We start from the raw sequence: 24,847 nt of genomic DNA, 5'->3' as shown, positions 1-24,847 counted from the left end.
GATCAGATCCGTGCCTTGTTGATTCGAGCCGAACGGTTCAACTCCACGAGAATCCCACAGGTCTTCGCCTCATCAGGTTGCGGGCATTGCCCTCTGAGAGTCCACAACTGATCCTGAAGCTGGCGCAGTTCATCGACCCGTGCATCGACCTCGGCCATCTTCTCGTCCAGCAATAGGTTGACTGTCTGGCAGCTCCCGGCTGGTGTTTCCCGCGCCTCGATCAGGATGCGGACCTCCTCCAGGCTCATGTCAAGGCCGCGGCAGTAGCGGATGAAACGCAACTGCTCCACATGCCGCGGCGAATAGAGGCGGTAGTTGCCATCCGTGCGCTGTGGCACCGGCAGCAAGTGCTCCCGTTCGTAATAGCGGATGGTTTCGATCTTCACCCCGGTGGAGCGTGCCAACTCGCCGATCTGCATCGATGCTCCCTCCCCGGTAGGTGACAACCCCTTGTTGGGCACATTAGGCCCTTGACCCTGGAGCCACTTCAGGCTTTTCAATGGCGCCATCTCCAACCTTCTCTCAGCCTGTGAGCAGCGCTACGCGAACCAAACCTCTCTCCCGCCGGGCCGGCCAGGAGCCAGGCCGGCCCTGGGTGCGGCTCACCATGGCCGTGCTCGCCACGATCGGCATGATCGACACCGGCTCGATCACCGCTAAGCGCTGGGGTTGGATCGGCAGCCTGTCCTGTCCGGGCGGCAGCGATGGCTGCGACAAGGTGCTCGGCAGCGCCTGGGGCACGCTGCTGGGCCAACCGCTTTCTCTGTTTGGCTTTCTTGCCTACGCCACGGTGCTCCTGCTGGCCCTGATGCCGTTGCTGCGAGGAGGTCTGCGGGCCCCTGGATCGGAGGGCAATCGGTGGGCTCTGTTCCTCACCTGCAGCGGCATGGCCGTCTTCAGCTTGGTGCTGATGGGGCTCCTGGTGTTCGAGATCAAGGCCTTCTGCACCTTCTGTGTGGTGTCAGCCGCCCTTAGCCTCGCGCTGTTCCTGTTGAGCCTTGTTGGAGGTCTCTGGATCGACCGCAGCCAAATGATCTTTCGCGGATTGATGACGGCCTTTCTTGTCGCTCTGCTGGGGCTGGGCTGGGCGGCCTCGGCGGACCAGCCTGTCGCTCAAAGCGGACGGGTGGCTCCAGCTGTCGTCAGCGCCAGCTCGCAAGCCAAGATTGCGCTGGCGGAGCATCTGAGCAGCAGTGGTGCCCGGGTGTTCACGGCGTACTGGTGCCCCCACTGCCATGACCAGAAGGAGGCCTTCGGCAAGGAAGCCGCCGCCAAGCTCCAGGTGATCGAATGTGCCGAAGACGGCGTCAACAGCCAGGCCGCGCTCTGCAAGCAGCAGGGGGTTCAGGGCTATCCCAGCTGGCAGATCAAGGGCGTTGTGGATTCGGGCGTCAAGCCGCTGAAAACTCTCGCTGATCTCAGTGGCTACACCGGTTCCCGCGACTTCTGAACTGGCGGTGATCCCTTCTTCAGGGCGGGGTCAGGCCAGCGATGCCCCGGCAAGATCGCAGCCTCCCTCGCCTTACCCTCCAGCTCCGCTGGCATCGCTTCATGCCTGATGCACCGCTCGGCACCGCCGCTCGCATCGACGCCCAGGCCGTGGAGGTGCCCGCCGGCCTGGGCACCCTGCGCACCTTCCTGCGGGTGCTCGGCCCCGGGTACCTGGTGGCCGTGGGCTACATGGATCCAGGCAACTGGGCGACGGATCTGGCGGCCGGTTCACAGTTCGGCTACCGCCTGCTGTGGGTGATCGGGCTCTCCAGCCTGATGGCGATGGTGCTCCAGTCGCTCTGCTGCCGGCTGGGCATCGCCACGCGGCTGGATCTGGCCCAGGCCTGCAGCCAGCTGCTGCCGCGGTTCTGGCGGATTCCCCTGTGGCTGCTGGCCGAGGTGGGCATCATTGCCTGCGACCTGGCCGAGCTGGTGGGCAGCGCCATTGCCCTGCAGCTGCTCTTCGGTCTCCCCTTGCTCTGGGGGGTGGGGCTCACGGCCGCCGACACCCTTTTGCTGCTGGCCTTGCAGCGCTTCGGGATCCGCCGATTGGAGGCCCTGGTGATCGCCCTGGTGGCTCTGGTGGGCGGTTGTTTCGCCGTCGAGATGCTGCTGCTCCAACCCGATTGGAGCCAGGTGGGCCTGGGCTTTCTTCCCCAGGCCGCAAGCCTCAGGGACGGCCAGCAGCTGTTCCTGGCCGCCGGCATTCTCGGGGCCACGGTGATGCCCCACAACCTCTATTTGCATTCCTCGCTGGTGCAATCCCGCCTCTGGGTCGGCGGCCAGGGGACGCAGCGCAGGGCCCTGGCTTTCAGCACCTGGGACACCCTGATTGCCCTCAGCCTGGCCTTTCTGATCAATGTCTCGATCCTGGTGCTGGCCGCCGGCAGCTTCTACGGACGGCTGCCGCTGCCGGTCACGGACCTGAGCGAGGCCTACCGGCTGCTGACGCCGATGCTGGGTACCTCGCTGGCCAGCGTGCTGTTCGGGGTGGCCCTGCTGGCGGCGGGCCAGAGCTCAACGCTCACCGCCACCATGGCTGGCCAGATCGTGATGGAGGGGTTTCTGCAGATCCGTCTTCCCGACTGGAAGCGGCGGCTGCTCACCCGCGGCCTGGCCCTGATTCCGGCGATGGCCACCGTGATCCTGTTCGGGGAACGGGCCACCACCAACCTGCTGGTGCTGAGCCAGGTGGTGCTGTCGCTGCAGTTGCCGTTCGCGGTGATCCCGCTCGTGTGGTTCTGCGGGCGGCGCGCTCTGATGGGCGAGCTCAGAGCGCCGCTCGCTCTGCAGGCCGCGGGCTGGCTGTGCGCCAGTGTGATTGTGATGATCAACGTCTCCTTGCTCAGCGCGGTGCTGCGGGGCGGCTGAACTGTTAACAGCAGCCTCTGCGTGGGCCCATGACGAGCAAAAAGCACTGGGAGACGATCTACGCCACCAAGGCCCCTGAGTCGTTGAGTTGGTATCAAGCCCATGCCGATGACTCACTCCGGCTGCTTCAGGCTGCCGGCCTACCACTGGATGCGGCAATCATTGATGTGGGTGGCGGTGCCTCCACGCTTGTGGATGACCTCCTGAACCTTGGCTATCAACGGATCACGGTTCTGGACCTTTCCGGCACGGCACTGGCCGTGACCAAAGAGCGGCTTGGCGCTCGCGCGGCTGCAGTGCAGTGGCTGGAGGCCGACATCCTCACGGCCACCCTGCCCGATCAGGCCTATGACGTCTGGCATGACCGGGCGGTGTTTCATTTCCTCACCAGCCCCGCCGATCAGCAGGCCTATGTCCAGGCCGTGCTGCAGGCGCTCAAGCCTGGTGGCACTCTTCTCCTGGAAACCTTTGCAGAAGATGGCCCCACCACTTGCAGTGGCTTGCCTGTGGTGCGGTACAGCCCTGTGAGGCTTCAGGAAACCCTGGGGAATGCATTTTCGTTGCTCAGCCATGAGCGGTTCAGCCATCGCACACCAGGCGGCGCGGAGCAACACTTTCTGTCCTGTCGGTTCCAACGGACTACTTCCCCATAGTTTTGCAATGGAGCCCGTCCGGTTGCTGTGGTGATCCTGATGACCTCCCAGACGCGAGAACAGCGCCGCGGCTGGCTGTCGGGCCTGCTGGCCGCCGCGCTGTTCGGCTCCAGCGCTCCGCTGATCGGCAGCGTCAGCCACGGGCCTTCTCCCGTGCTCGTGGCGGGTCTGCTGTACGCCGGTGCAGCGTTGGTGTTGCTGCCCCTGGCCATGGCCGAGGCCCCGACGATCTCGGCGGCATGGCCCACCACCGTCACCAGGTCGCGGTGGCCACGGGCCTTGATCCTCAGCAAGCAGAAGCCGTTCTCAGCGTTGTGGAAGGTGACGCGCTCGATCGATCCCGACAGCACATCACTGGGTTGCGCGCTGGCCTGGGCCTGATCGGTCGGAGACGAGCGTGCCAGGGCGGAGGTGGCTTGTGGCCTCACCTTTGCAGGGTTCAGCCTTGCGGGTGGCGAAGGGTGCGCCAGCAGCCGCTCTCGGTGCTTACCTCCAATCCAAGGCCAACCTGCGTCGCCGTTACGCCAGCGGGTTGCTGCTGCTGCCACCAGTGGGTAGCGAAGCCCCAGGCCTCCTCAACCGAATCGAAGTGCTCATCAAGCTCAAGGTGGGGTAACCCGTGCTGATCCACCAAGCGATAACGCCGTGGCTGGTGGCTGCTGCTCATCGGCAAGGAGGTGGCCATCGGTTCTGAGCTCAGCTTGGTGGAGTTGCGATCGGTTTGGGTGGTGATGGTGATCACCACTGAGGCTCGCAGGGGCTCCAGCCCTCCTGGCGCTTGCATGCCCACAGCTTGAGGGCGTCATCCCGGCTGATCTCCCGGCGGTTCTTGAGCAGCGGCACCGGTTCGCCGGGGAGTAACTCTCCCTTGGTGATTTCCAGCCGCTGGTAGGTGCGCTCCCAGCGTGTCGGCCGGAAGCGCAGCACCTCGCGGCCATGGATCAGCCAGCCCTCTTTGGGGGACAGGGGTGGTCCCTTGCTGATGGCCGTGCCGGCTCAGCCAACTTAAGGATTCAATCTCACAAGGTTTGGAGCCGAACAATTGGCCGGCCATGTCCGCGAGTAGGGCTGCCACCACGGCCTGTGATTTAATTAGATTGTGGCGTGCCTGTTAATCATTTTTAGGTGTGTCGACTCCCTCAAGTTTAAAGCTGACCAAGGGGTTCCACATGTCATTGTCACGGCGTACCACCTATCAAAGGCTCGGCCTCCAGTAAGCAGCTGAACGCCCCGTATCGCCTACCGGAGGAAGCATACTAAGACTGCTGCACGCGCTTTGGAGTATGACGGGAGTTGTGCGGCACTGGGGTCAAGTGCCGCCTGATTGCATACTCTCGGCTCCGAAGCGACAGCAGGAATGGCAAATAGTACGAAACTAACCAGGTAGGTAGATTCTCAATACATCATTTACCATGTCGCCTCGGAGGCTTCAAATGCAGCCCTGCACTGAAATCCGATAGCTGAAGCCCAGGGCACCGGGGTCGCTGCTGGCGCCCACCTTGAAGTTCATCTGACTGGCCTGCTTGCCGGGGATGGCTGGGAATGGTCCGAACATCCGCCCAGTGCCGATCGGTGGGTTCATGGTCTCAGTGATCACCTGCAGGTTAGAACCATCGCTGAACTTCATAAAGCCCTCCACTGGGTACTTCGCATTGGCGTCGGAAGAGTTAGCCGTGAAGAAGAACTTGAAGCTGCTGTAGGGCTGGTTGACGATGAAGTCTGTGTTCCAGTTGTCCCTGCCGATCAGCTTGTCGCGACCGACTTGCTTGGAGACGATCGGAGTGATGCCGTTGCCGCCGATTGGTTGCAGGAAGGTACAACTCGGTTGCGCTTCTGCAGCTGAACCAACACCGAGGGCTAATGATGCGCTCAGAAGGGAGATGGCCAGAAGCTTCATAACTGCAGATCAACAAGATTTAATTCTACATTACTATGCCCCCATAATTGGGGATTGATGTCAGCGATGGGACGGGAGGCGAGGCTCAAAAGAAAAGATCTGCTTCCAGTCGTTCTTCATGCTGATCACGATCCAGCCCTTCTTCTTCGCTTCCTCGTAGAGCTCCTGGTTGAAGGTGCCGACCGTCGTATCGGGTAGCCCTTGCGCAGGGCCATAGGCGTATTCACGCTTGGCATCGTCGTGGAGCACCAGCATGCCAAGGCGTCGGCCAGGGCCGGCGGTGGTGTATTCGAGGATCTGACGATCATCCGAGGACGAGTTGCCGAAAGCGGCGAGGGGCCGGCGTCCATACAGGAGATAGAAGTTCTCGATCTTGCCGGCCTCGAGATTGTTGAGCAGCAGCTTCGGCTGGCGCGTGAGCGTCGGCAGCCCATCATTGCCATACCCGTAGCGAAGCGGCTGCGCGGTGCCTGCGACTTGTTCGGGCGGAATGTCGTAGACCCGCTCGGAATAGGGCCTCACAAAGCCCTGGCTGCCGCCTGTGGCGATGAACGTCTTGAAGCCGTTGGCCCGGAAATACTTCAGTACCTCCTGCATCGGTTGATAGGTCAGCTCGGTGTAAGGACGGCTCCAGCGCGGATGCCGCGCTTTTGCGAGCCAGGCGTTCACGTCCCGCGTGAACGCTTCGGTTGTCATGCCGCTCTGAGCCGCGAGCACGATTTCAAACCAGTCTTTGTCAGTAAGCTTCGCTAGGCCCGCCTTATTGCCCGAGAGGACGGTCTCGAACGGTTCGACCTGAGCCAATTCCGGCTTGGCCTTGATCAGATCCGGAACGCGCTCCAGCGCGAACATCACCTGGGTGTAGAGCGGATGCTCGACCCAGAGGGTGCCATCCTGATCGAACTCGGCAATGCGCTCGGCCGGAGGCACGAACTCCGGGTTGCCTTGGGTTGTGGTTGATTGCACAAATTTGATAATCGTCTGCTTGGCTTCCCCCTGATTCCAGGAAGGAAGGGGATCAGAAGGCTGCGGCAGTGCAATTGCCCTCGTCAGGGTGATAAAGACGATTAAGAATACCACCGCAAACAGTATTGATAGCGTCAACGAATACGACTTGCGGATGAATGTCATGATCGCTTCTCTTGAGAGACTCTCATTTTGACTTGATCAAGTCAAGCCTTGTCTACGGCAGTCGAACGCTTAGCTTGATTGAAAATGGCCAACAGACTGACCCCCGTTATGATCAGGTTAATGCCAACCAATAACCCGAGCAGGGTCAAGGAATCAACAGGCCAGTTGCTCCAGATCAGAATGCCGAGGATGATGCCAGCAATGCCACTGGCGAGCATCCAGCCACGGTTCTGAACTGGTCGCATTTCAAAGGAATGGATAACTTGTATAGCTCCTTGAATGAAGAAGAGTATACCGATCACCAGGGTCAGATCAAGGATGGAAAATACGGGATGTCTTAAAATCCAAAATCCTACAATAAGGTAAAAAATCCCCATCAGAATATTGAGAACATGGTGTCCGACCTGCATCGTGCGAGTCTGAGCTCCATAGAATAATTGCAATGTGCCGAACAATAACAGCACAAAGCCGAGAACATTGAAGGTAAAGACCGTCGCAAAAAGTGGATAGAAGATGGCCAGTGCACCCAGAAGAATCATGAGCACAGCGATCGCGCTTGCGCTCTTGTGGTTCTGCTGAGGGTCCTGGGATGATTCAGGATTGAGGTTCAACATGAGAGTTGGTTCACTGTGGAATGTGCAATGAAGAGAGTTCTGAAAAGAGAGCGGAAACATTGACGCGATGTACCCGCTCCATATCGTCAGCCTTGTCTCTAGCGACTAGTCGCTGGGATGATTGGCATGACTAGCATTCACCTGTTCCCTTATCTTCTCCTGAATCCCGGTAAGATTATAAGTTTCTGGACTCTGAAGTGGTGGGAATGTCTTGTAGGACTCAAGTTCATTCAGCCACAATTGCTGTCCGATTGGCAGCATATTCCAGTCGTAGATGTAGGCGGTACTCGGAGAACCAAGTGCACCGCCCATGCTCATAGCCGTCTTCTGCTCGATTCCAACTGCCTGCTCAAAGGGGTCACGCTTGATGTTTTGCACCAAGGTCCAGTGGAAAGGGATAAGAGGCATGAGCCAGCCGGCGGGTCCCGGCTGAGCCATTGAGTAGTACATCTTCCAGTTCTTGTAACGCACCGCGGAAGGGGTCGAACCTGAGTAATAGAAGAAGACGTCGCGTGCCGACTTTTCTGTTTTGGCTTCGAGATAATCGCGTTGATCAACACCGTCCAGGGTTGTCTTGACGATGCCTGGGTAATTGCCCGCCTCGATCTGCTTCTTCAGGCCGTCTCCCTTAGGTCCACCGGCAATGTCCACCAGCGTCGGCAGCCAGTCGAGGGCAGCGAACAGTTGATTCTTGACCGTGCCCGCTTCGATGTGCCCGGGCCAGCGGACCACCATGGGAGCGCGATAGCCACCTTCCCAGGCCTCTCCTTTTTGACCCTTGAAGGGCGTGACACCGCCGTCGGGGAAGGAGATGGCCTCAGCACCGTTGTCGGTAGTAAAGACGAGCAGGGTGTTATCGAGCTGACCCATGTCATCGAGCTTCTTGATGACATAGCCGATGTTGTCGTCCATCTGCTTCATGCCTGCTTCGTTCGCGCCCCAGTCCTTGCCACCCGGCTCGCCAATCATGGCCTCATACTTCGGCGGCAGCACGGTTGTGACGTGCATGCGGGCTGGGTTATACCAGACAAAGAAAGGCTTGTTGGTCTTCTTCGGGTCGTTGCGATCAAGGAAGTCGATCACCTTGGTCGAGATCTCCTCGTCGATGGTTCTGGACCGATCTAGCGTCAACGGGCCTTCATCCTTGCAGGTCTGGTTTTTCTCAGTTCCGTCGGAGGATGTGCAGTAGACGACGGGGCGTGGCGGCGTCAGGCATGTTGTGGTGGCTGCATCCACAGCACCGGGGACTGGGGGGAGTCCTGGAACAGGCGTATTTCTACAGGGCGGCGCGATACCCTGCACCGTCGGTGACTTGTTGATGTCGGGAAAACTGACTCCTTGCATCGCGTCTAGGTGATACAGATAGCCCCAATATTCCTGGAATCCATGGGCCGTCGGAAGGGCGGCGGTATGATCACCAAGGTGATTTTTGCCGAACTCTCCGGTTGTATAGCCGCGATCGCGGAGGAACTTAGCAAGTGCCGGAGTACCAGGCCTCAGGTAGGAAGGGCTACCGGGTAACTGCGGCGGGATCATGCCGGTGCGGAGCGGATACATGCCAGTGAAAAAGGCATTGCGCCCAGAAGTACAACTTTGCATGGCGACGTAATCCATGAAAATTGCGCCCTCTTTGCCGATGCGATCGATGTTGGGCGTTTCCCCGACCATCAAGCCACGGTGGTAGATGCCCGGCTGCATCCAGCCGATGTCATCACCCATGATGAACATAATGTTCGGTTTTTCAGCAAATTCCTTGTTGGGAAGCCCCATCGCGCGAGAAACAGGTTGGCCACTTGATGTGGCAACTGCTGTCGAGGAAGGGGCGGCAACTGTGGCTTCTGGGGATTTCTCACCACAAGCCACCAATGAGATGCTCAAACAAAGAGCCATTAACAGGCTTGTAAAACGCCGAAGGTGAGATCGACAGAAATGCTTCATGGCTTGTTCATTTAACGAAGTTTTTACTTAAAAGGGAAGCCGTTGCATCAAGGTTGGCTTAAGATGAGTTGGTGGATACATCCACAAGACGAAAACCAACATGGGACGTACCTGAATCTGGGGACAGGGCCTCTCTTGCCGAAGGTCGGTAACGACTGCAATAGTTACGGGCGCACAAAAACGATCCCCCCTTGATCACGTGCTTGGTGATACCGGGTTCTCGAGGATCAAAGCTTTCCTGTTCGTTGCTGGCAACGGGGTTAATGGTGTTGGCCATTCCCTCGTGTCCGAAACGATACCAATCATTCGTCCATTCCCAAACATTGCCTGTCATGTCATACAAGCCGTATCCATTGGCAGGAAACGAGCCAACTGGGGCCGTGCCGAGATAACCATCTTCCTGGGTATTATTTACCGGGAACTTACCTTGCCAAGTGTTGGCTTTCTTGGCCGAGTAAGTGTTTCCCCAGCTAAAGACTTTGTCTTTAAGCCCCCCGCGCGCCGCGAATTCCCACTGTGCCTCCGTTGGCAGCGACTGACCTACCCATTTGGCATAGGCCTGAGCATCATTAAAAGCAACATGAACAACGGGATGACTTTCCTTGCCTTCAATGCTGCTGCTCGGACCTTCCGGATGACGCCAATCTGCGCCAAGAACCCAATGCCACCAGCTTAAATCTGGAATCGGTTCCCCTGCTGCTGCCACTGGCTGAAACACCACCGAACCAGGCATTCGCTGGTCATCCCGCAAATCGGGATACTGGTCTTTGGGTATAGGCCGTTCTGAGATCGTGAGATAGCCAGTTTCTTTCACAAACTGGGCAAATTGGGCATTGGTGACTTCATGGCTGTCCATGCAGAAGTCCTCAACCGTGACAGCTTCCGCCGATCGCTCTTCCGGCAGTTGGGTATCTGTCCCCATGCGAAAGGTTCCGCCATGGATCTCTACCATCCCAGTGGGGCAGGCAAAGGCAGCTGGGCAGGCAAAGGCAGCTGGGCAGGCAATCAGGAGAGCCGCGATCGTGAATGCAAAGGCCAAGATCTGCTGATTGGACGCTTTCATTCCTGCTCCCGCATCGGTCGTGAAGTCTTAAGAGCAGCTACCACGCAATTGATGCTCAAAATGGAGGGCTAATGCTGAATGCGGACTTGGTAAGACTTGGCAGACCCTTATGTCGCGACTTCTAACTGTGACCCCGCTGGCCTGCAAGACCCTGTCACCCCCCCCCCCTTGAAACATTGCTTAACAATGCTTTCGGATCTCGCCGAATGAACGTTCCAAGCCACAATCTTTCGTATCAGGCACTACATGGCTGATGAGCAATTCGACATCTCACCCTGACGACACTGCGGGTCCTTAGACCGGATCTCTCATCCAACCTCATTTTGGCGAACACTTGATCAATGGCAGCGAAAAGCCTTGACAGACTGCTGAGTTGTTCATACAGGCCTATGCCATCGTCGCTCCGGCTGAGTGGGGCGCTCGCCGCCGTGCTCGCGCTGTCTCAAAGACCCTCCAGGGTGAGCAACAGCCCTCGCTCGGCTTTCGGCCCTGCGACCACAGGCCCCGTGGCTGCCAGCCGAGCCATTCGAACGCCGCTGACCTGCCCTGGGGCACTTGGCCCTGGCCAAGATGATCGCCGGCAACTTTGTCGGCTGCACCACCCATCCCTTCGACGACCTGCGCTAACTCGCGGTGATCGCTCTGCTCAAGGCCGCCGCTTCAGCAACAGGATCTCCTGATCGGGCAGCAGTTCGCCGCTGGTGATCTCCAGCCGTTGCACGTCGCGCTCCCAGCGGGTCGGGCGGAAGCGCAGCTCCTGACGGCCATAGATGAGCCAGCCCTTGAGGTGTTCGGCGCACTTCCTGGGTAAGGACAAGATGGGGAATGACTGGAGGCGCTGGACCCGCCCGGGTGGTAGCCCCTTCGTGCCCATAACCAAGGGCCAGCGGGTGCAAGCTCCATGGTGCCTAGCTATAGGTGATGCGGGGGCCGCTCAGAGCAGACCGAGGCCACTCCAGGCCAGCAGCAGGGCAAAGCCGAAACAGAGTGATGCGGTGATCTGACGTTGGTGGGCTTCGCTCCAGGCGCTGAATCGCTCCAGGGCCCTGCGGCCGCTCGCCCCCGCCAGGGCCAGGGCCAGCGGCGGCACCAGGGAGGGCAAAAGGGTGATCAAGGCCACGGCCAGCACCAGCAGGGCCTTGGCACCTCCGGGGAGGCTGGAGCGAGACAACATCTCGCTGGCGGGCAACACCAGCACCAAGGAGGTGAGGTTGGCCGCCATGGCTCCCAGGCCTAGCAGAAAGGCATGCCTGAGCGTATGACCTCCAGCAGAAACCGGCGGAGGTGGAGCTGTATTGGCTTCCGCGGGGGCGGCTGAGCGGCTCAGAATCCGAGCACCAATCGCCACCAGCACTAGGGCCAGCATCAGGTGCAGTCCTGCTGACACCGGGTCGGGGCCGCTGGGGTGGGGCGGCAGGGCAGCGCCCACCGCCAGGCCGAGGGCCAACCAGAGAGCCACCACCACAGCTGTCCCGGCGGCGTAGCTCCAGCCCGGCCGCAGGCCCGCACCACCTTGGCTGAGCGTGACCATCTGTCCCACCAGCACCAGCGGGCTCACCGCCGCTCCCAGGGCCAGCGGCAACACCTTGAGGGCGAGGGAGGTCAGATCAGCTGCAGTGGCCATGGGCAGTCGGCTCAGGGGTCGAGTGGGGGTGCGGGCTACTGAGACTTCCTGCCCACCGTCAGCTCAAGCTTCGAGACAGATCGCTAGGAGCCTCAGATCATCATCCAGCATGAAAGTGGCAGTAGACGGGCCGCTAGATGTGTTGTCCCAGCCAAAAGCCACGCCTTTGCGCCTCGATCGACTGCGGACGCTCTCATGAAGGACATCCATTCTTGTTGATTGAGGATGCATGTCCGACGAATCTCAGGGCCTCAGATTGCTTTGCAGGACAACTTTGCAAGCCGCTACAGTTAAGCTTGATTTTTGGAAAGTTTGGCAATGTCGGCATCAGCGCGGTTCCTAGCCATGGCGGCAATGAGCTGCGGCACCCTCGCCTGCGTCGCGCCTGGAGCCAGGGCGCAGAACATGAAAGACGATCTGATCATGCACTACTGCAGCAATGCCGTGAACGCAGAGGTTGCGCTCTCGGGCAAGCCGGCACCGGCAGGCCTGGCCACTTACACCTGCAGCTGCGTCGTCGAACAGGTGAATGCGCGCATGAGCATCAGCAGCGCCAAGACGATTTGCAAGCAGAAGGCTGCCGCCAAGTACGGCCTCTGAACCTGGCTGAGCGGAAAGGGTCTGGAGCTAGAGGGGCCAGTGGAAGAATCACGCACTGGGGGGGGGGTGATGCCAGGGAGCACGTGGATGGGCGCCTCAGATCAACCGACGTGGGGCACCTGTGGGAGGCCAGCGATCGGCCCTACGGAAAGCGGCTTTCTCCCTGTGATCTATCCCTGCTGGATGATCAGCTGAAATAGGTGTGAATGGCTCCAGGGTTGATGTTTCACCGCAACACTGGAGCCCTTTCAACCCATGCCCATCTACCCAATGGACCGCCAAGTGGTTGAGAACCTGAAACAAGCCCGCCTTCATCCCGCCCTGCGGCGATGGGCCCTCTCCACAGGCTGTAGCGGTCTGGTGGTTCTTGGTCTGGGAGGTCTGGGCGCTCCCGCCCATGCCCTCGAGCAGATCGTGGTGCCGTTGCCCCTGCTTCAAACGAGCTTCACGGTGAAACTGGCTGACTTGCGCAACCCAAGCACCCTCTTGAGTGGCAACAGCGATCTGGCCCAGCTGGATCAGGCCACCAATGGGGACCTGGGCCGCAAGCTGGTGGGTTTGGTGAACACACCCTTGCCCCTGGAGGTGACCCGCTTCACCGACACCTCGGTGGGATCACCGCTGCTGAACCAGGCGTTGATGATCGTTTCAGCGATTTTCCAGGTCAAGGGTGTACCCCAGCCGATTGACAGCCAGGAGCTGGCCGCCGTGTTCAACCGGGCCGCCGCCAAGGGATCTCCCACCCTGCTCGATGTGCTGGAGGCGATCCCGGGGCAGTCGGCCACCTTGGATCTAGAGCAGGCTGTTTTGGCTGCGGACCGGCTCATCCGTCAGCAGGCGGAAGGTGAGCGCTTGGTGAAGGCGATCCCCACGGCGGCCATCGATCCGGCCCTGACCCGGATGGGGCCGAGGGCGATCAAGTTGGCGGAACAGACCATCCGTGTGGCCTACCGGCCCCAGCCGCTTTCGATTGTGTCGGTCATGCCCACCACTGGTGCCAACGGACGGCTGGTGGTGATCTCCCACGGGCTCTGGGACGATCCCGAGAGCTTCCAGGGCTGGGCGAAGCACCTGGCCAGCCATGGCTACACGGTGCTGATCCCCCGCCACCCCGGCAGCGACCTCAGCCAGCAGCGCTCGATGCTCGCTGGCGAAACCCCGCCGCCCAGCCCCGAAGACCTGATCCTGCGGCCCATGGACATCTCGGCAGCGATCGACGCGGCCGCCAAGGGCACGCTCACCGACCTTCCCGCCAATCTCCGCACCGACGATGTGGTGGGGATGGGCCAGTCGTGGGGCGCTACCGACATGCTCCAGCTGGCGGGCGCCCAACCCAGCAACGCGCTGATGATCAAGCGATGCCCGAACTTGAGCAATCCGGCCCGCAATCTCAGCTGGGTGCTCCAGTGCAGCTTCCTCAAGACGGCAAACCGGGCCGGGCGGGCTGATCCACGCATCAAGGCTGTGATGGTGGTGAGTCCGGTGACGTCGCTGCTGTTCAACGTGGGTTCGGCCGGCAAGATGAACGCCCGGGTGCTGCTGGTGAGCGGTACGCACGATTGGGTCGTTCCCTCCGGACCTGAAGCGCTGATCCCGATGGCCCAGGAGGCCCGCAACGTGGGCGGCGGCCATCAGGTCGTGCTGGCCAAGGGCGGCACCCACTTCAACCTTCGCGCCACCTTGGAGCAAGGTGGCGGGCCGCTTGGAGCGCTGCTGCTGGCCTGGACCAATGGTGCCTTCGCAGCTGGGCCGGCAGCGGCCCCAGGCCCCAATGCACCCCTGCTGTTGCCTCCCGATGGCTGGGGGGACAGCACCTATCCCCTGGTGAACGTCACAACCGAGCTGAAGACCCGTCCGATCCCTGCCAGCCAATAGTTGTTGACCTTGTAGACCGTCAGCTGGGAACGACTCATCCACGCTCCGCTTAGCCGGTGCAGTGCCGTGATCACCGGCTGACGAGAGGTTCAGGAAGGAACGACTGCCTCAGGCAGCATCAACAGGGAACCGATCAGAAATCCCATGGCCCCCGCCAGGGTGAACAGCAGCGATGCCGTTGGCCAAGCGGGTCCCACCGTGGACGGCAGAACGATGCTGAGCACGGCCGAGAGCATGAACCCCACGCAACCGATCAGGTTCATGGCTGTCACCCACCACGACAGGCTGCGCGGCTGCCATGCCCAGTGGGCGTGGCAGGAGTCGATGAAGGCCAAATAGCCGGAGGCCAGAAAGAGCACAGAACCCAGCAGGTCCGGGGCCCAGACCATCAGCTCCTGATCGAACCAATCCAGCCCGGTGTTGAGTGCGTTGTAGGTGTTGAGATTGAACAGCAGCGTGCCTGGGAATTGCAGGGCACAGCTGAGCCAGCCCGGATCCCTGGGCTTCCAGCCGAACCAACGCCGGTGTTGGCCGTGGGCCTGCGCTTGACCGGAGGGCAGGGGAGCGTTGGCGGCCTGAAACAACTGCAGGTAAGCCGCTGTGGTGAAAGGAATCGAACCCAACAAGAACACCCGGCTCACCGCCTCGGGGCTGAGGCGCCACTGTTGGGCCAGCAGCGGCTGGAGGCTCAGCCAACTGCCAAGAGCAAACAGCAGCGAACCGAGGGCAAACAACACCCCGATCCACCAGTTCAGCTCCAGCGGCATCCAGAGACAGCGGCTGAGGGCCACCTCCAGGAGCAGGATCTGTCCGGTCCGCCGCACAGGCAGACCCTTGCGCTGATGACGCGAGCGCCACAGGCTCACGATCTGCCCTTCTCTCCTGGCCACACGCCTGGTGATGAACGGCCAAGGTCCTTGTTGCTCCAGCACGGAGCTTCCAGGGCTGCTGGTCAGCATCGACGTCGGCTCAGTGATGGAAGCCTGAGGCTTCCTGACTGCTCAGCGAGGCGCTCAGGGGATGGAGATGGAGATGGTCGATGGCACCCTTGATGTCCTCCAGCAGCAGGTCGGCGAGGTCACGGCTGACGCCGTGCCGCACCAGGATCCGCTGCACCGCCTGATCGCTGCAGTGGGCGGGCAGGGTGTAGGCGGGCACCTGCCAGCCGCGCACACGCAGGCGATCCGCCAGGTCAAAGAGATTGAAGCCCGGATCCTCCCCGTCCTTGATCCGCCAACAGACCGATGGAATTCCCGTCTTGGGATCGCCGCCATAGATCATCTCGAACGGGCCGAGCTTCTCGATTTCCTTCGCCAGATGCTGGGCGGTGGCATAGCAGGCGTCGTGCACCTTTCGGTAGCCCTCTTTGCCCAGCCGGATGAAGTTGTAGTACTGGCAGATCACCTGCCCACCTGGCTTGGAGAAGTTCAAGGTGATGTCGCGCATGTTGCCACCCAGATAGTTCACCCAGAACACCATCTCCTCGGGGAGATCCTTCGCTTCCCGCCACAGCACCCAGCCGGTACCCAGGGGCGCCAGGCCAAACTTGTGGCCTGAGGCATTGATCGATTTCACCCGTGGCAGCCTGAAATCCCAGAGCAGATCAGGCTGGCAGAAGGGGGCAAGAAATCCACCACTGGCGCCGTCCACATGGATGGGGATGTCGAGGCCGGTCTGCTGCTCGAGGGCATCGAGGGCTGCAGCCACCTCCTGCACCGGTTCGTACTGACCCGTGAAGGTCACCCCCAAGGTGGGCACCACCCCGATCGTGTTCTCATCGCAGTGCGACAGCACCTGCTCGGGTGTCATCAGCAAGCGGCCGGGTTCCATCGGGATCTCCCGGTGCTCGATGTCCCAGTAGCGCGTGAACTTGTGCCAGCAGATCTGCACAGGCCCCGTGACGAGGTTGGGCTTGTCGGTGGGTTTTCCCTGCTGGCGACGGCTGGCTTCCCAGCGGCGTTTCATCGCCATGCCGCCGAGCATGGCTGCCTCGCTGGAGCCCAGGGTGGTGCAGCCGATCGCACCGTCGATCGATGGGGCATTCCAGAGGTCCGCCAGCATGCGCGCACAGCGGGCTTCGATTTCAGCGGTCTGGGGATATTCGTCCTTGTCCTCCATGTTCTTGTCGATGCACTCATTCATCAACTGATGAACTTCTGGCTCCAGCCATGTCTGGCAGAAGGTGGCCAGATTCTGGCGGGAGTTGCCATCGAGCATCAACTCATCGTGAATGGCGGCATACACAGCTCTGGGATTATTCTCCTTGGCTGGAAATATGCGCTTCGGCATCCCTGACGAAAGATTTCCGGAGGCGTAGATGTCGTCGTCGCTGGAGTGTCGATCTGAATGGCGAGCAGACTGAAGATCTGGCTTGGAGACCATTGAATACCTTGGTGATACGCGTGAGCCAACACTATTGTGCCTGGAGAATGCTTCTAGGCACCATTGGCGAGAGGAGTGCGGGAACCGCCTCCGCGGTCGCGCTTCAGTGGCAGGGGGTCTACCAGCCACTCCTGGCTGGCTGAGGATCGCTGCGGCTGCCCTTACCGAGCGTGCCAGACAGAGGCTTTGCCCTAGCTCCCCTCGCAGCGGATCCAACTCGAGGGGGCTGCCCACCCGGTAGGGACAGTCGGCCAGGCGCCAGTCGAACTGGCCGGTGATCAGGTGTAGGAAGCCTGATGTCAGGCCACCGCGGATAAAGCCATCGGCCTGGGCCGGCGTTACCGCCAGTACCAAGGCGGCAGTCCCAGGCTGGTCACGTGGGCACCAAGGCACAGGGAATTGGGCCTCAGGTAGTAGGTCCCCACCACGGCCCCATTGGCAGCGAGGGCCTCCATCACCGTCTGGGACTCCTCCACCCACAGAACTCTCACCTCGGCTTCTGTGAGCGCACGGTCGTGGGGGAAGGATTCCCCGGCGCAGAACATACGCTCCAGCAGGCGCTAAGCCCCGGGCAGTCGGCCGATTCAATGGGCCGGATCGGCAACGGAGAGGTCATTGGGGCCAGGGAGGCTGATCATCAGGGATGTGATTGTCTCGCCCCCTGCTGCCGCCAGGAGCGAATCAATTCAATTGGGCAGCCACTGGGCCCAGGAGCTGGAGGCGTTGATTGAACCGTGGGCTTCCGCTGGCTCGTAGGCGTTTTAGGTGGAGTGGCTGTGATCGATCCGCACGGTCTGGTCCTCGATTGATGAAGACGCGTCCAATCCCGAGGCTTTCAGCCCCCAAACTTCTTATCTAGCCACTGCGTGACCACATAGACACCGATAAACATCGGCAGATAGGCAATCCATATGTTGGGGAGGTCCAGCTCTGAGTTGTTGATCAGAGCAAGCCCAGAATAGCTAATCAGGCCATAGATCAACGCCCTCCACAGTGGTCCAACAAGTTTCGCCAAGTGAGAGGAAATAGTAGCTCCTATCGATTGTATCTGCAGTAAAATAATGATCATCTACTTAGGGCAGGAGTGGCTTGTGTGGTCACCTTTGTTGTGGCCTGACAGGGGTGGGATCATCCCTGCGGATGGCGAAGGGTGCGCCAGCTGCCGTTCTCGGTGCTCACCTCCAGGCCAAGGCCAACGAGGGTGGCCGGTTCGCCAGCGGGTTGCGGCTGCTGCCACCAGAGGGTGGCGAAGGCCCAGGCTTTCTCGATCGAGTCGAAGTGCTCATCGGGCTCAAGGTGTGGCTGGCCGTGATGATCCACCAAGCGATAACGCCGTGGCTGGTGGCTGCTGCTCTTCGGCAAGAAAGTGGTCATCGGTTCTGAGCTCAGCTTGGTGGGGGTGCGATCGGTTTGTGCGGTGGTCGTGATCACCACTGGAGGCTGCAGGGCGTCAAGCCCTGCTTGTGTTTGTCCTCCCAGAGCTTCAGGGCCTCAGCCCGGCTCAGCTCCCGGCGTGATTTCAGCAAGGGGATCTCCTTATCGGGAGCAACTCGCCGGTGGTGATCTCCAGCCTTTGCACCTGGCGCTCCCAGCGGGTCGGGCGGAAGCGCACCTGGCGACCAGGATCAGCCAGCCCTCCTTGGGTGAGAGCGGTGGCTGCCGGCTGGCCCCAGCCCTCACGCTCCCCTCCGGCGCCCAGCCCCGCTGGCGTGTCATGTCGTCCGTCCAACCCTGACAGCGGTGCGTGAGGTGCTCCCCCTGGGCCAGCAGGCCCTGGTGCTACTGGCAGGTGAGCAGGGGGATGCAGTTCACCCCGGCCTGGTGGCGAAAGAAGTGGCAGGTCATGCAGACCTTGCGGCTGGAGCTGGGGATCAGCACGGCCTGATCGAGAAACGGCCACTCCTCCAAGGTCTCGGCGGCAGTTGCACCCGTCGGGCTCAACACCAAAACCGCTCCAGGTCTCTGCTGGAATTGCAGCCGTTGCGTCGGGGAATCAACGGATTTGTTTGGGCCGATCGGGCGTTGGTGCTCCGGACCTCTCGGCCGGCGCCTGGGTGCACGGATCGCCGCCGAACGCTTGCGGGGGCGGGCCTACCAGCCCCAATTCCGCCTGGGGCAGCTGGGGGTGAGCTGGCTGGGGGCCCTGACGGCGATTGTCCTGTTGAGCGCCCTCAGTGCCTGGAGCGGCAAGTTGCTGCTCGCCGCGCCGCTCGGGGCCTCGTCTGTGCTGCTCTTCGGCTACCCGGCCAGCCCCCTGGCCCAGCCGCGCAACATCGTGCTCGGCAATCTGGTGGGTGCGCTGCTGAGTGTGGCGGCGGTGGCCCTGTTGGGCCGAGGGCCCTTGGTGATCGCCCTGACCGTGGGGCTGACGATCCTGCTGGGGCAGCAGCTGCGCTGTCTGCATCCGCCGGCCGGCGGCCTGGCCTTTCTGGGGGTACTGCTGGGTGCCAAGTGGCCCTTCGTTTTGTTTCCGGTGCTCAGTGGCTCGCTGCTGCTGGTGCTTCTGGCAGCCAGCTTCAGCCGCTGGGTCAAGGGGGCGATGCCCTACCCGCACCACTGGCTCTGAGCGGAAAGCAGCACTCACCCCCCGGGCTACATCTCCAAAGAAACACCCTTATCAACCACCCGCTGCGCTTGGATCGCCCCCATGGATCCCACGTGGCCTGTCATGGGGCGCTGCATGCCATGGGGTGCAATCGCATCTTCACCAACGTGAAGGTCAACATCCGCACCGATCGGGACCAGACGCTGGAAGACAAGGTGGCAAGCGTTGAGGCTTTGCTCCAACAGCAGCCGGATCGGAGCCAATGAGAAGGGCGCCCCGTGTCGGGCGCCCTACTGCTGCGCAGAAGCCAAGGGCTAGGGCCGGTTGCAGGGAACTGGTTTGAACCGCCCTGGTCGAGGCCTCTGACTCATTGATAGATCCGTTGGGCCGTTGTGTCAGTACGGCAAACCTCATTCCTGGGCCCCACCCCATCACCACTGGGGCTCACAGGGGCTCCAGCCCTCCTGGCGTTTGCTGGCCCACAGCTTGAGGGCCTCATCCCGGCTGATCTCCCGGCGGTTCTTGAGCAGCGGCACCGGTTCGCCGGGGAGTATCTCCCCCTTGGTGATCTCCAGCCGCTGGTAGGTGCGCTCCCAGCGCGTGGGGCGGAAACGCAGCACCTGGCGGCCGTCGCTGAGCCACCCGTCTTTGGGCGACAGGGGTGGCCCCTTGCTGATGGCCATGCCTGCTCAGGCCACCTCCGGGCACCAGCCCCGCTGGCGTGTCATGTCGTCGGTCCAGCCCTGACAGCGGTGCGTGAGGTGCTCCCCCTGAGCCAGCAGTCCCTGGTGCAGCTGACAGGTGAGCAGGGGGATGCAGTTCACCCCGGCGTGATGGCGAAACCAATGGCAAGTCATGCAGACCTTGCGGCTGCGACTGGGGCGCAGCAAGGCCTCATCGAGATAGGGCCAGGCCTCGACGGTCGCTTCCTCCCCGCTGGGGCTCCTGTCCCGATGGGAACCACGAGAGCGAGCAGGGGGAGCAGACACAAGACCGCCAAGCAAGAAGTACACCCGTACTAGCAGGAGTTCCATCGAGTTGGCCAGCCCGGGCCAGCATCCTGCGACCGTGGCGGCTGGATGGCAGCTCGGCACCGCGGCCAGGATGCCCCTGACGGGGCGTGGCGCAGGTGTCCGTCGCTCGCCATCCATGTCCGCCATCGCCTGCATCGGCGTCGAGTTCCTCGAGCCGGCCGATCACCCCGGCGCCCAGGCCCGCATCTGGTTCCTCGATGCCACCGGCCAGGCGGTGCGTCCCTGCCGCCTGGTGCCCGCACCGATCGCCAAGCTGCGCGGCCAGCAGCTGCAGCGCTTCTTTGGCGGCGGGTGCTCGCTCTGGTTTCGCTGAGCACCCTCAGCCGATGGCCCTTGGAGTGGGCCAGACGCTTGGCGTCCCCCATCGCGCTCACCCCCCGTGGCGGGAGCACGGCCGAACGGCGTCAGCTGGGGCTGCTGCAGAACCTCGGAGCTGGGCGATGGGTCCCCACGGTGGCCTCCTGCTCGGCTCGGCAAGGGCTGCGCAAGCGGCTTGCCGCGCTGCGGCGACGCCGCCCCTGCCTTCCCCTGTGCGGGAGGCCAGCACCGAGGGGTCCCTCGCCGTTTATCCCATGGCAGCTCAATCCGGCCCCAGCAGCCCCATCCGCTGCGTCGTCGTCCACTTCTATCCCGGTGGCCTCAAGGGCAGCGCCCACCCCTGCGAGCTGCAGTTCTTCGGGAAGCGCGGCAAGCCCGTCAAGAAGATGCGCTTCATTCCCGCCGAGAAGGCGCACGCGATCGCCCGCAAGCTGCAGGGCACCAAGGGCTGCACCGTTTCGGTGATCTGAGGCCCGTGGGGGGCAGCCCCCAAGGGGCCTATCGGCCCCTTTCTCTCTGTCTTGCGAATCACCAGACGAGCTTTGGTGAGCGACAAGGGCGACAGCGGGGGCTCAGAGCGCGGGACCCGCTGATCTCTCTGGAAAGGAATCCAGTCGTGAAGGCGCCTGGCGAAGAAGCGCAGAAGGCTTTTCGCCATAGAGGCGGGTGAAATCGCGGCTGAAGGAGGCCGCATTGGCAAAGCCCAGACGTTGAGCTACCCCACCAACGGAATCACCGGGAGCGGAATGGAGGAGTCGCTCGCGTGCCTTCTGCAGGCGGCAGCGTTTCACCCATTGCATGGGCGTGCAGCCCATATGCCTGCGGAATGCCAGCTGAAGACTGCGGCGTGAATAGCCCGTTTGCCGCTCAAGATCAGTGAGCGCTAGGGGGTGATCTGCATGGGCATCAATCCAATCGGTGAGTGCCCTGATCCAACGGGAGCCATCCCCATCACTGGATGGACGAGACGACCTGCCGGCACCAACACGCAACTCAGGAATCAGCAACAGAATCCAGAGGCGCAGGATCTGATCCTCCATGCAGGACTGACGAAGAACCTCACTCCCTGCAGTCGACAGACAATCAAGATGTCGATAAGCCGAATAGAGAACACGGAATAGCTTGCGACTGGATGGATCCTGGGCGGGAATCAGGCGGGTGGACTGAAGAGCCCCCTTCACCATCCGATGATTGCCGTCCGGGCCCTCCATCGTCAGAGCCGTCTGCAGGAGTGCGTCGAGGTCGACAAACGTGACGATGCCGGCAGTGATCGAATTTTCAATCTGGAGCGGACCAGGTGGTACATACAGCAGTGATTCGTTCGTCCAGTTGTCAAACCACTGGCGATCAACACACCAGCGCGTCAGCCCCCGATAAGACATCACCAGATGTGCATAACCGGAACCGCTGCTGGCGAGCTGTATGGAGTTTCCAAGCGTGCTCAGAATGCGCATGCAACCAAGCGGTAGCATCGCCATGCAATTGCTGAACGGACCTTGACGCGCTGTGGGCTCACAGATGTGGCTTGGCGTGAACGCATTAAGCTGCTCAGCCCACAGTTGTGGATCGTCAAAATAGCGGCTCAAGCCAGCCTGGCCCAGCAACGGGATTCGGCCAAGACCAGCGGGCGCCATCAACGCAAATCCAACACAACCCTGCGGTGAGCCAGACAGCCCATCGGCGGAGGTTAGCAAGTACGCCCGGCGTGGGTTTCAGGTGGCTCTATCGATGGCACCAAGCCAGCTGCAATCCCTGCGGATTCAGGGTGCTGCAGTCCGTTGGGATGGGGGAGTCGGGATCGGTTTCGGCAGGCTGTAGGCACCGCTGAGCACGGAAGGGCCCGGACGGTAGATCCGCATCAACAGATTCCAGCCCGGCGCCACATCCACGCGGTTGGCAACAGCTCCGCAGACCTGCTGGGAGCCAAAGGCAACAGTGAAAGTGCCATCAGGATTGAGTTTGACATTACTGGAATTCACCACCGCATTGGTGTGTTTCATGTAGCCATCCTCTCCGTAGAGGGTGATAGACCAGAAGGCCTTGTTTTCCGGCACCGCATAGGTTGCGGTATGGCACACCCGCTGATCGAAGGAACCGCTGGTGTTGAGATAGGTGGCATCCTTTTCAGGATTAAGACCCCAGGCTGCCGCTGCCGCCAGGTGGCGCGTGCGTTCATCCACCGTGCCGCGAGGGCCCATCATTCCCTTGTAGCTGGAGTAGGCCTTGGCCTCCTGCTCATAGCGCTGGGTGAGCGCCTTGAGCGAGGCCTGATCCCAGCGCGAGGGTGGAAGTGGATCGGCACTGGCTGCCCTCACCACAACCGAGTCCTGAAGTCTGTTCACCTCTGCGATCTCAGCGGCATCCTTGGGGTTGAACAGCTGGGTGCGCACCACCACCGCCAGATATTTGGTGTCGCGCGGTAAGGCGTAGGTGCCGGGCTCATAGAACACCGCCGGAGCGTAGTGGTCATTGTCGACCAACAGCACCGACATGAACCGCCCCTTCGGCAGCGGCGGAATCGTGACCGTGGCGCCCTTGGAGGTATCCACGATCGAAGCGGAATAGAGGGTGTCAAGATTCATCCGCACCACCGTCTGCTGATCGAGCGGCGTGGGGTTTCGGATCACAAACCAGCGGTTCACCCCACCAGCCTGCCGGACGATGTTCTGGAAAGTGCGATCGGTCTCCGCACGGATGTAGGTCTGGGGCGTGACCGCTTCGCTGGAAGCGGCAGGCGGGCCGGCGGTAACGCCGGCGCCGAGCGGCTCAGCCAGCAGGGCCGGTGGCTTCCAGCTGCCGGAGAGGGCCTCCGGCTTGGGCCAGTACAGACGCAGAAACAGCGAGAAGGGCCCGTCAGGTGCCGGCAACCAGTTCGACTCCGACTTCTGGCCAGGTGATGGGTTCTGGACCAGCAGGGTGAGGCCACCATCGGGATCGCGCTGGAGGCCGGGCAGCATCGCCGAATTGATCAGATAGCGGTTCAGCGGATTGCCATAGAGCAGGCTCTCGGGCATGCGGTAGAGCGTCAGCGACCAGAAGGAATTCACCGGTGGCAGCTGATTGGGACCGAAGCGCAGCCGGTAATTGCTGCGGCTGCCATCAAGCTTCTGACCAGCAGCATCAACGAAATACACCGGGTAGAGGGCCTCCTCGCGGCTGTTGCCGTAGATGCCAAGCACGGCGGCCGTCATCCGGGAGAGATAGTTGTTGTTCAGAAAGTCGCGCGTGCCGAACAGCTCGCCGGAGGTCACCTCGCCTCTGTCAATGCGGGCCTTGAGCGCAGCGAAATCAGCCCAGCCGTCGGCCATGCCCGCCTCCAGGGCCGTTCGGTTCCGGGGCGACAGCATCGAGACGTCAAAGGCCCGATCCGGGGCGATCCCAATCCGGGCAAAGGAGGCGCGCAGCTTCTGCTCGCTGGGATGAACGGGGGCGTAGGGCAACAGGGCATTCATCACCTCGAAGAAGCGCAGCGAGGTTTTCTGCTCTGCCGAGCTGAGCGGCTTGATGAACCGGATCGGCGCCACGGCGGCAGGGGCCGGACCGCCGAGGAACGCCGAGAGCGGTTGCACCTTGTACTGGGCCTGGAGGGCCTGCACCGAAGCCAGATCGGCGGGGTTGAACAGCTGGGTGCGGTAAAGGGCCAGGGCCAGATCCGTTTCCGAGCGGATCACCTTGGTGATGCCAGGGGGGGTGCTGCCCTTCCAGTTGGGACCGGCGATCAGGAACGTGCCGCCGCCATTGCCGGTGCTGCGGCTGCCGAGATAGGCAAAGTTGTGAGTGAAGAGATCGATCAGCTGGATGCTCCAGTAGCGCCGCTGCTCGATCGGCGGCACGCTGAGCACCAGCGGTTCGCGGCGCAGATCCAGGCCCAACCAGGAGTAGGGCGTATCGGAATTGGGCGTCTGCACAGCCGTATCAGCCGGGGTGAAGACGCGCGGAACATTGAGCAGCTGGTTGTAGGGAGCCTTGTAATCGGGGTTGCTCGGATCGGCGAAGTAGGCGTATTGGATGCGGTAGTTGTCCACCATCGGGAAGCCATACACATAGGCCTCCCTGCCGATTTGCCGGAATTCAGCCGGCGATGGCGCCACCTGTGCTGCCACCGGCAACGGAGCCAGCAGGAAACTGGAGCCAACCAACAGGGAGGAAAGGGACGCGCGCAACATCAGCAACCATCAGGAGCAGATCAACCGATTGTGGTCTTGAGGGGGCAATCAATGCCTCAGACCATGCCAGATGCGCAAGATCGCAGCCCACGTTTGCGCTCCTGGCACAAAATCAGCCTGATCCGAATCAGCCCTGATCCTGGTG

Annotated in this window: 28 protein-coding genes and 1 pseudogene; 9 read left to right on the top strand and 20 right to left on the bottom strand. The window is 61.5% G+C overall.

Annotation, left to right across the window (positions count from 1 at the left end; all coding sequences use genetic code 11):
- Positions 1–2 precede the first annotated feature (2 nt).
- Entirely contained in the window at positions 3–419 is a 417-nt protein-coding gene (gene cadR / locus ACXMDY_RS05520) for a Cd(II)/Pb(II)-responsive transcriptional regulator (protein WP_457767447.1), read from the bottom strand.
- A gap of 110 nt (positions 420–529) precedes the next feature.
- Between cadR and ACXMDY_RS05515 the strand changes: the two genes are divergently transcribed.
- Genes ACXMDY_RS05515 through ACXMDY_RS05505 form a run of 3 tightly spaced genes read left to right on the top strand, consistent with a single transcriptional unit; the run spans position 530 to position 3,515 of the window.
- On the top strand, positions 530–1,450 hold the full coding sequence (locus ACXMDY_RS05515) for a vitamin K epoxide reductase family protein (RefSeq protein ID WP_457767446.1): 921 nt from the start codon (positions 530–532) through the stop codon (positions 1,448–1,450).
- Positions 1,451–1,491: 41 nt separating this feature from the next.
- Positions 1,492–2,862 (top strand): Nramp family divalent metal transporter, encoded by a 1,371-nt coding sequence (locus ACXMDY_RS05510; protein ID WP_457767445.1) that lies wholly within the window; start codon positions 1,492–1,494, stop codon positions 2,860–2,862.
- Positions 2,863–2,891: 29 nt separating this feature from the next.
- Positions 2,892–3,515, top strand: coding sequence for a class I SAM-dependent methyltransferase (locus ACXMDY_RS05505; protein ID WP_457767444.1), 624 nt, complete (start codon positions 2,892–2,894; stop codon positions 3,513–3,515).
- Between the two features lie 284 nt (positions 3,516–3,799).
- Here the strand turns inward: ACXMDY_RS05505 and ACXMDY_RS05500 are convergent.
- From ACXMDY_RS05500 to ACXMDY_RS05455, 10 genes and pseudogenes are all read right to left on the bottom strand, one after another.
- Positions 3,800–3,865 (bottom strand): annotated as a pseudogene (locus ACXMDY_RS05500) (hypothetical protein); the annotation flags it as partial.
- A gap of 89 nt (positions 3,866–3,954) precedes the next feature.
- Entirely contained in the window at positions 3,955–4,200 is a 246-nt protein-coding gene (locus ACXMDY_RS05495; protein WP_259727759.1) for a hypothetical protein, read from the bottom strand.
- A 53-nt stretch (positions 4,201–4,253) separates the two neighbouring features.
- Positions 4,254–4,457, bottom strand: a complete 204-nt coding sequence (locus ACXMDY_RS05490) for a DUF1651 domain-containing protein (RefSeq protein WP_457767580.1) — start codon at positions 4,455–4,457, stop codon at positions 4,254–4,256.
- 487 nt (positions 4,458–4,944) lie between these two features.
- Positions 4,945–5,412 (bottom strand): hypothetical protein, encoded by a 468-nt coding sequence (locus tag ACXMDY_RS05485; protein WP_457767443.1) that lies wholly within the window; start codon positions 5,410–5,412, stop codon positions 4,945–4,947.
- 60 nt (positions 5,413–5,472) lie between these two features.
- Positions 5,473–6,543: an HAD family hydrolase gene (locus tag ACXMDY_RS05480; protein ID WP_457767442.1), complete on the bottom strand. Its 1,071-nt coding sequence runs from the start codon at positions 6,541–6,543 to the stop codon at positions 5,473–5,475.
- A gap of 41 nt (positions 6,544–6,584) precedes the next feature.
- A complete protein-coding gene (locus ACXMDY_RS05475) occupies positions 6,585–7,157 on the bottom strand; it encodes an HdeD family acid-resistance protein (protein ID WP_457767441.1) in 573 nt (190 codons plus the stop codon).
- A gap of 105 nt (positions 7,158–7,262) precedes the next feature.
- Positions 7,263–8,927 (bottom strand): arylsulfatase, encoded by a 1,665-nt coding sequence (locus ACXMDY_RS05470; protein ID WP_457767440.1) that lies wholly within the window; start codon positions 8,925–8,927, stop codon positions 7,263–7,265.
- A gap of 226 nt (positions 8,928–9,153) precedes the next feature.
- The gene (locus ACXMDY_RS05465) at positions 9,154–10,158 is read right to left on the bottom strand and encodes a formylglycine-generating enzyme family protein (protein WP_457767439.1); all 1,005 of its coding nucleotides are present in this window, start codon (positions 10,156–10,158) and stop codon (positions 9,154–9,156) included.
- A gap of 646 nt (positions 10,159–10,804) precedes the next feature.
- The gene (locus ACXMDY_RS05460) at positions 10,805–10,975 is read right to left on the bottom strand and encodes a hypothetical protein (protein WP_457767438.1); all 171 of its coding nucleotides are present in this window, start codon (positions 10,973–10,975) and stop codon (positions 10,805–10,807) included.
- Between the two features lie 117 nt (positions 10,976–11,092).
- Positions 11,093–11,782 carry a GAP family protein gene (locus tag ACXMDY_RS05455; protein ID WP_457767437.1) on the bottom strand — a complete coding sequence of 230 codons (690 nt, stop codon included), beginning with the start codon at positions 11,780–11,782 and terminating at the stop codon, positions 11,093–11,095.
- 345 nt (positions 11,783–12,127) lie between these two features.
- Between ACXMDY_RS05455 and ACXMDY_RS05450 the strand changes: the two genes are divergently transcribed.
- Complete coding sequence (locus tag ACXMDY_RS05450) at positions 12,128–12,382, top strand: hypothetical protein (protein WP_457767436.1); 255 nt, start codon at positions 12,128–12,130, stop codon at positions 12,380–12,382.
- A 255-nt stretch (positions 12,383–12,637) separates the two neighbouring features.
- Positions 12,638–14,257, top strand: coding sequence for an alpha/beta hydrolase family protein (locus ACXMDY_RS05445; RefSeq protein ID WP_457767435.1), 1,620 nt, complete (start codon positions 12,638–12,640; stop codon positions 14,255–14,257).
- A gap of 89 nt (positions 14,258–14,346) precedes the next feature.
- On the opposite strand, the gene ACXMDY_RS05440 is transcribed toward ACXMDY_RS05445, so the two are convergent.
- The 5 genes from ACXMDY_RS05440 to ACXMDY_RS05420 all read right to left on the bottom strand — a co-directional run bounded on the left by ACXMDY_RS05440 (position 14,347) and on the right by ACXMDY_RS05420 (position 18,583).
- Complete coding sequence (locus ACXMDY_RS05440) at positions 14,347–15,216, bottom strand: hypothetical protein (RefSeq protein ID WP_457767434.1); 870 nt, start codon at positions 15,214–15,216, stop codon at positions 14,347–14,349.
- Between the two features lie 10 nt (positions 15,217–15,226).
- Positions 15,227–16,639: a glutamate decarboxylase gene (locus tag ACXMDY_RS05435; protein ID WP_457767433.1), complete on the bottom strand. Its 1,413-nt coding sequence runs from the start codon at positions 16,637–16,639 to the stop codon at positions 15,227–15,229.
- 338 nt (positions 16,640–16,977) lie between these two features.
- On the bottom strand, positions 16,978–17,184 hold the full coding sequence (locus ACXMDY_RS05430) for a hypothetical protein (protein ID WP_457767432.1): 207 nt from the start codon (positions 17,182–17,184) through the stop codon (positions 16,978–16,980).
- 583 nt (positions 17,185–17,767) lie between these two features.
- Positions 17,768–18,013 carry a hypothetical protein gene (locus tag ACXMDY_RS05425; RefSeq protein ID WP_457767431.1) on the bottom strand — a complete coding sequence of 82 codons (246 nt, stop codon included), beginning with the start codon at positions 18,011–18,013 and terminating at the stop codon, positions 17,768–17,770.
- A 405-nt stretch (positions 18,014–18,418) separates the two neighbouring features.
- Positions 18,419–18,583 (bottom strand): hypothetical protein, encoded by a 165-nt coding sequence (locus tag ACXMDY_RS05420; RefSeq protein WP_457767430.1) that lies wholly within the window; start codon positions 18,581–18,583, stop codon positions 18,419–18,421.
- A 58-nt stretch (positions 18,584–18,641) separates the two neighbouring features.
- Here ACXMDY_RS05420 and ACXMDY_RS05415 point away from each other — a divergent pair, with 58 nt between their 5' ends.
- Positions 18,642–19,205, top strand: coding sequence for an HPP family protein (locus ACXMDY_RS05415; protein ID WP_457767429.1), 564 nt, complete (start codon positions 18,642–18,644; stop codon positions 19,203–19,205).
- Positions 19,206–19,297: 92 nt separating this feature from the next.
- Positions 19,298–19,450, top strand: a complete 153-nt coding sequence (locus ACXMDY_RS05410; RefSeq protein ID WP_457767428.1) for a thiamine-binding protein — start codon at positions 19,298–19,300, stop codon at positions 19,448–19,450.
- Positions 19,451–19,615: 165 nt separating this feature from the next.
- Here ACXMDY_RS05410 and ACXMDY_RS05405 read toward each other — a convergent pair whose 3' ends face one another.
- Both ACXMDY_RS05405 and ACXMDY_RS05400 read right to left on the bottom strand, forming a co-directional pair.
- Positions 19,616–19,867 carry a DUF1651 domain-containing protein gene (locus ACXMDY_RS05405; RefSeq protein WP_457767427.1) on the bottom strand — a complete coding sequence of 84 codons (252 nt, stop codon included), beginning with the start codon at positions 19,865–19,867 and terminating at the stop codon, positions 19,616–19,618.
- Between the two features lie 6 nt (positions 19,868–19,873).
- Positions 19,874–20,344, bottom strand: a complete 471-nt coding sequence (locus ACXMDY_RS05400) for a hypothetical protein (RefSeq protein WP_457767426.1) — start codon at positions 20,342–20,344, stop codon at positions 19,874–19,876.
- Here ACXMDY_RS05400 and ACXMDY_RS05395 point away from each other — a divergent pair.
- A complete protein-coding gene (locus ACXMDY_RS05395; protein ID WP_457767425.1) occupies positions 20,334–20,531 on the top strand; it encodes a hypothetical protein in 198 nt (65 codons plus the stop codon). The two genes, ACXMDY_RS05400 and ACXMDY_RS05395, sit on opposite strands and share 11 nt — an antisense overlap.
- A 127-nt stretch (positions 20,532–20,658) precedes the next feature.
- Positions 20,659–21,006 (top strand): hypothetical protein, encoded by a 348-nt coding sequence (locus ACXMDY_RS05390; protein ID WP_457767424.1) that lies wholly within the window; start codon positions 20,659–20,661, stop codon positions 21,004–21,006.
- A gap of 102 nt (positions 21,007–21,108) precedes the next feature.
- On the opposite strand, the gene ACXMDY_RS05385 is transcribed toward ACXMDY_RS05390, so the two are convergent.
- Together ACXMDY_RS05385 and ACXMDY_RS05380 are read right to left on the bottom strand one after the other, a co-directional pair.
- The gene (locus tag ACXMDY_RS05385) at positions 21,109–22,170 is read right to left on the bottom strand and encodes a helix-turn-helix domain-containing protein (RefSeq protein WP_457767423.1); all 1,062 of its coding nucleotides are present in this window, start codon (positions 22,168–22,170) and stop codon (positions 21,109–21,111) included.
- A 126-nt stretch (positions 22,171–22,296) separates the two neighbouring features.
- Positions 22,297–24,702 carry a DUF1254 domain-containing protein gene (locus tag ACXMDY_RS05380; RefSeq protein WP_457767422.1) on the bottom strand — a complete coding sequence of 802 codons (2,406 nt, stop codon included), beginning with the start codon at positions 24,700–24,702 and terminating at the stop codon, positions 22,297–22,299.
- Positions 24,703–24,847 lie beyond the last annotated feature (145 nt).

The organism is Cyanobium sp. ULC082 (assembly GCF_977927535.1).
The sequence above is the reverse complement of the archived record's forward strand: the minus strand, read 5'-3'. Positions and strand labels throughout refer to the sequence as shown.

What these genes read in the sequence shown, in the direction of transcription:
- ACXMDY_RS05385 (WP_457767423.1), bottom strand. Translation starts at nt 22,170, where the DNA reads ATGGCGCCCGCTGGTCTTGGCCGAATCCCGTTGCTGGGCCAGGCTGGC.
- cadR (WP_457767447.1), bottom strand. Translation starts at nt 419, where the DNA reads ATGCAGATCGGCGAGTTGGCACGCTCCACCGGGGTGAAGATCGAAACC.
- ACXMDY_RS05450 (WP_457767436.1), top strand. Translation starts at nt 12,128, where the DNA reads ATGGCGGCAATGAGCTGCGGCACCCTCGCCTGCGTCGCGCCTGGAGCC.
- ACXMDY_RS05470 (WP_457767440.1), bottom strand. Translation starts at nt 8,927, where the DNA reads ATGGGGCTTCCCAACAAGGAATTTGCTGAAAAACCGAACATTATGTTC.
- ACXMDY_RS05390 (WP_457767424.1), top strand. Translation starts at nt 20,659, where the DNA reads ATGGGTCCCCACGGTGGCCTCCTGCTCGGCTCGGCAAGGGCTGCGCAA.
- ACXMDY_RS05435 (WP_457767433.1), bottom strand. Translation starts at nt 16,639, where the DNA reads ATGGTCTCCAAGCCAGATCTTCAGTCTGCTCGCCATTCAGATCGACAC.
- ACXMDY_RS05445 (WP_457767435.1), top strand. Translation starts at nt 12,638, where the DNA reads ATGCCCATCTACCCAATGGACCGCCAAGTGGTTGAGAACCTGAAACAA.
- ACXMDY_RS05425 (WP_457767431.1), bottom strand. Translation starts at nt 18,013, where the DNA reads ATGACCACTTTCTTGCCGAAGAGCAGCAGCCACCAGCCACGGCGTTAT.
- ACXMDY_RS05440 (WP_457767434.1), bottom strand. Translation starts at nt 15,216, where the DNA reads ATGCTGACCAGCAGCCCTGGAAGCTCCGTGCTGGAGCAACAAGGACCT.
- ACXMDY_RS05485 (WP_457767443.1), bottom strand. Translation starts at nt 5,412, where the DNA reads ATGAAGCTTCTGGCCATCTCCCTTCTGAGCGCATCATTAGCCCTCGGT.
- ACXMDY_RS05475 (WP_457767441.1), bottom strand. Translation starts at nt 7,157, where the DNA reads ATGTTGAACCTCAATCCTGAATCATCCCAGGACCCTCAGCAGAACCAC.
- ACXMDY_RS05400 (WP_457767426.1), bottom strand. Translation starts at nt 20,344, where the DNA reads ATGGCGGACATGGATGGCGAGCGACGGACACCTGCGCCACGCCCCGTC.
- ACXMDY_RS05430 (WP_457767432.1), bottom strand. Translation starts at nt 17,184, where the DNA reads ATGTTCTGCGCCGGGGAATCCTTCCCCCACGACCGTGCGCTCACAGAA.
- ACXMDY_RS05380 (WP_457767422.1), bottom strand. Translation starts at nt 24,702, where the DNA reads ATGTTGCGCGCGTCCCTTTCCTCCCTGTTGGTTGGCTCCAGTTTCCTG.
- ACXMDY_RS05495 (WP_259727759.1), bottom strand. Translation starts at nt 4,200, where the DNA reads ATGGCCACCTCCTTGCCGATGAGCAGCAGCCACCAGCCACGGCGTTAT.
- ACXMDY_RS05405 (WP_457767427.1), bottom strand. Translation starts at nt 19,867, where the DNA reads ATGGCCATCAGCAAGGGGCCACCCCTGTCGCCCAAAGACGGGTGGCTC.
- ACXMDY_RS05510 (WP_457767445.1), top strand. Translation starts at nt 1,492, where the DNA reads ATGCCCCGGCAAGATCGCAGCCTCCCTCGCCTTACCCTCCAGCTCCGC.
- ACXMDY_RS05505 (WP_457767444.1), top strand. Translation starts at nt 2,892, where the DNA reads ATGACGAGCAAAAAGCACTGGGAGACGATCTACGCCACCAAGGCCCCT.
- ACXMDY_RS05465 (WP_457767439.1), bottom strand. Translation starts at nt 10,158, where the DNA reads ATGAAAGCGTCCAATCAGCAGATCTTGGCCTTTGCATTCACGATCGCG.
- ACXMDY_RS05480 (WP_457767442.1), bottom strand. Translation starts at nt 6,543, where the DNA reads ATGACATTCATCCGCAAGTCGTATTCGTTGACGCTATCAATACTGTTT.
- ACXMDY_RS05455 (WP_457767437.1), bottom strand. Translation starts at nt 11,782, where the DNA reads ATGGCCACTGCAGCTGATCTGACCTCCCTCGCCCTCAAGGTGTTGCCG.
- ACXMDY_RS05395 (WP_457767425.1), top strand. Translation starts at nt 20,334, where the DNA reads ATGTCCGCCATCGCCTGCATCGGCGTCGAGTTCCTCGAGCCGGCCGAT.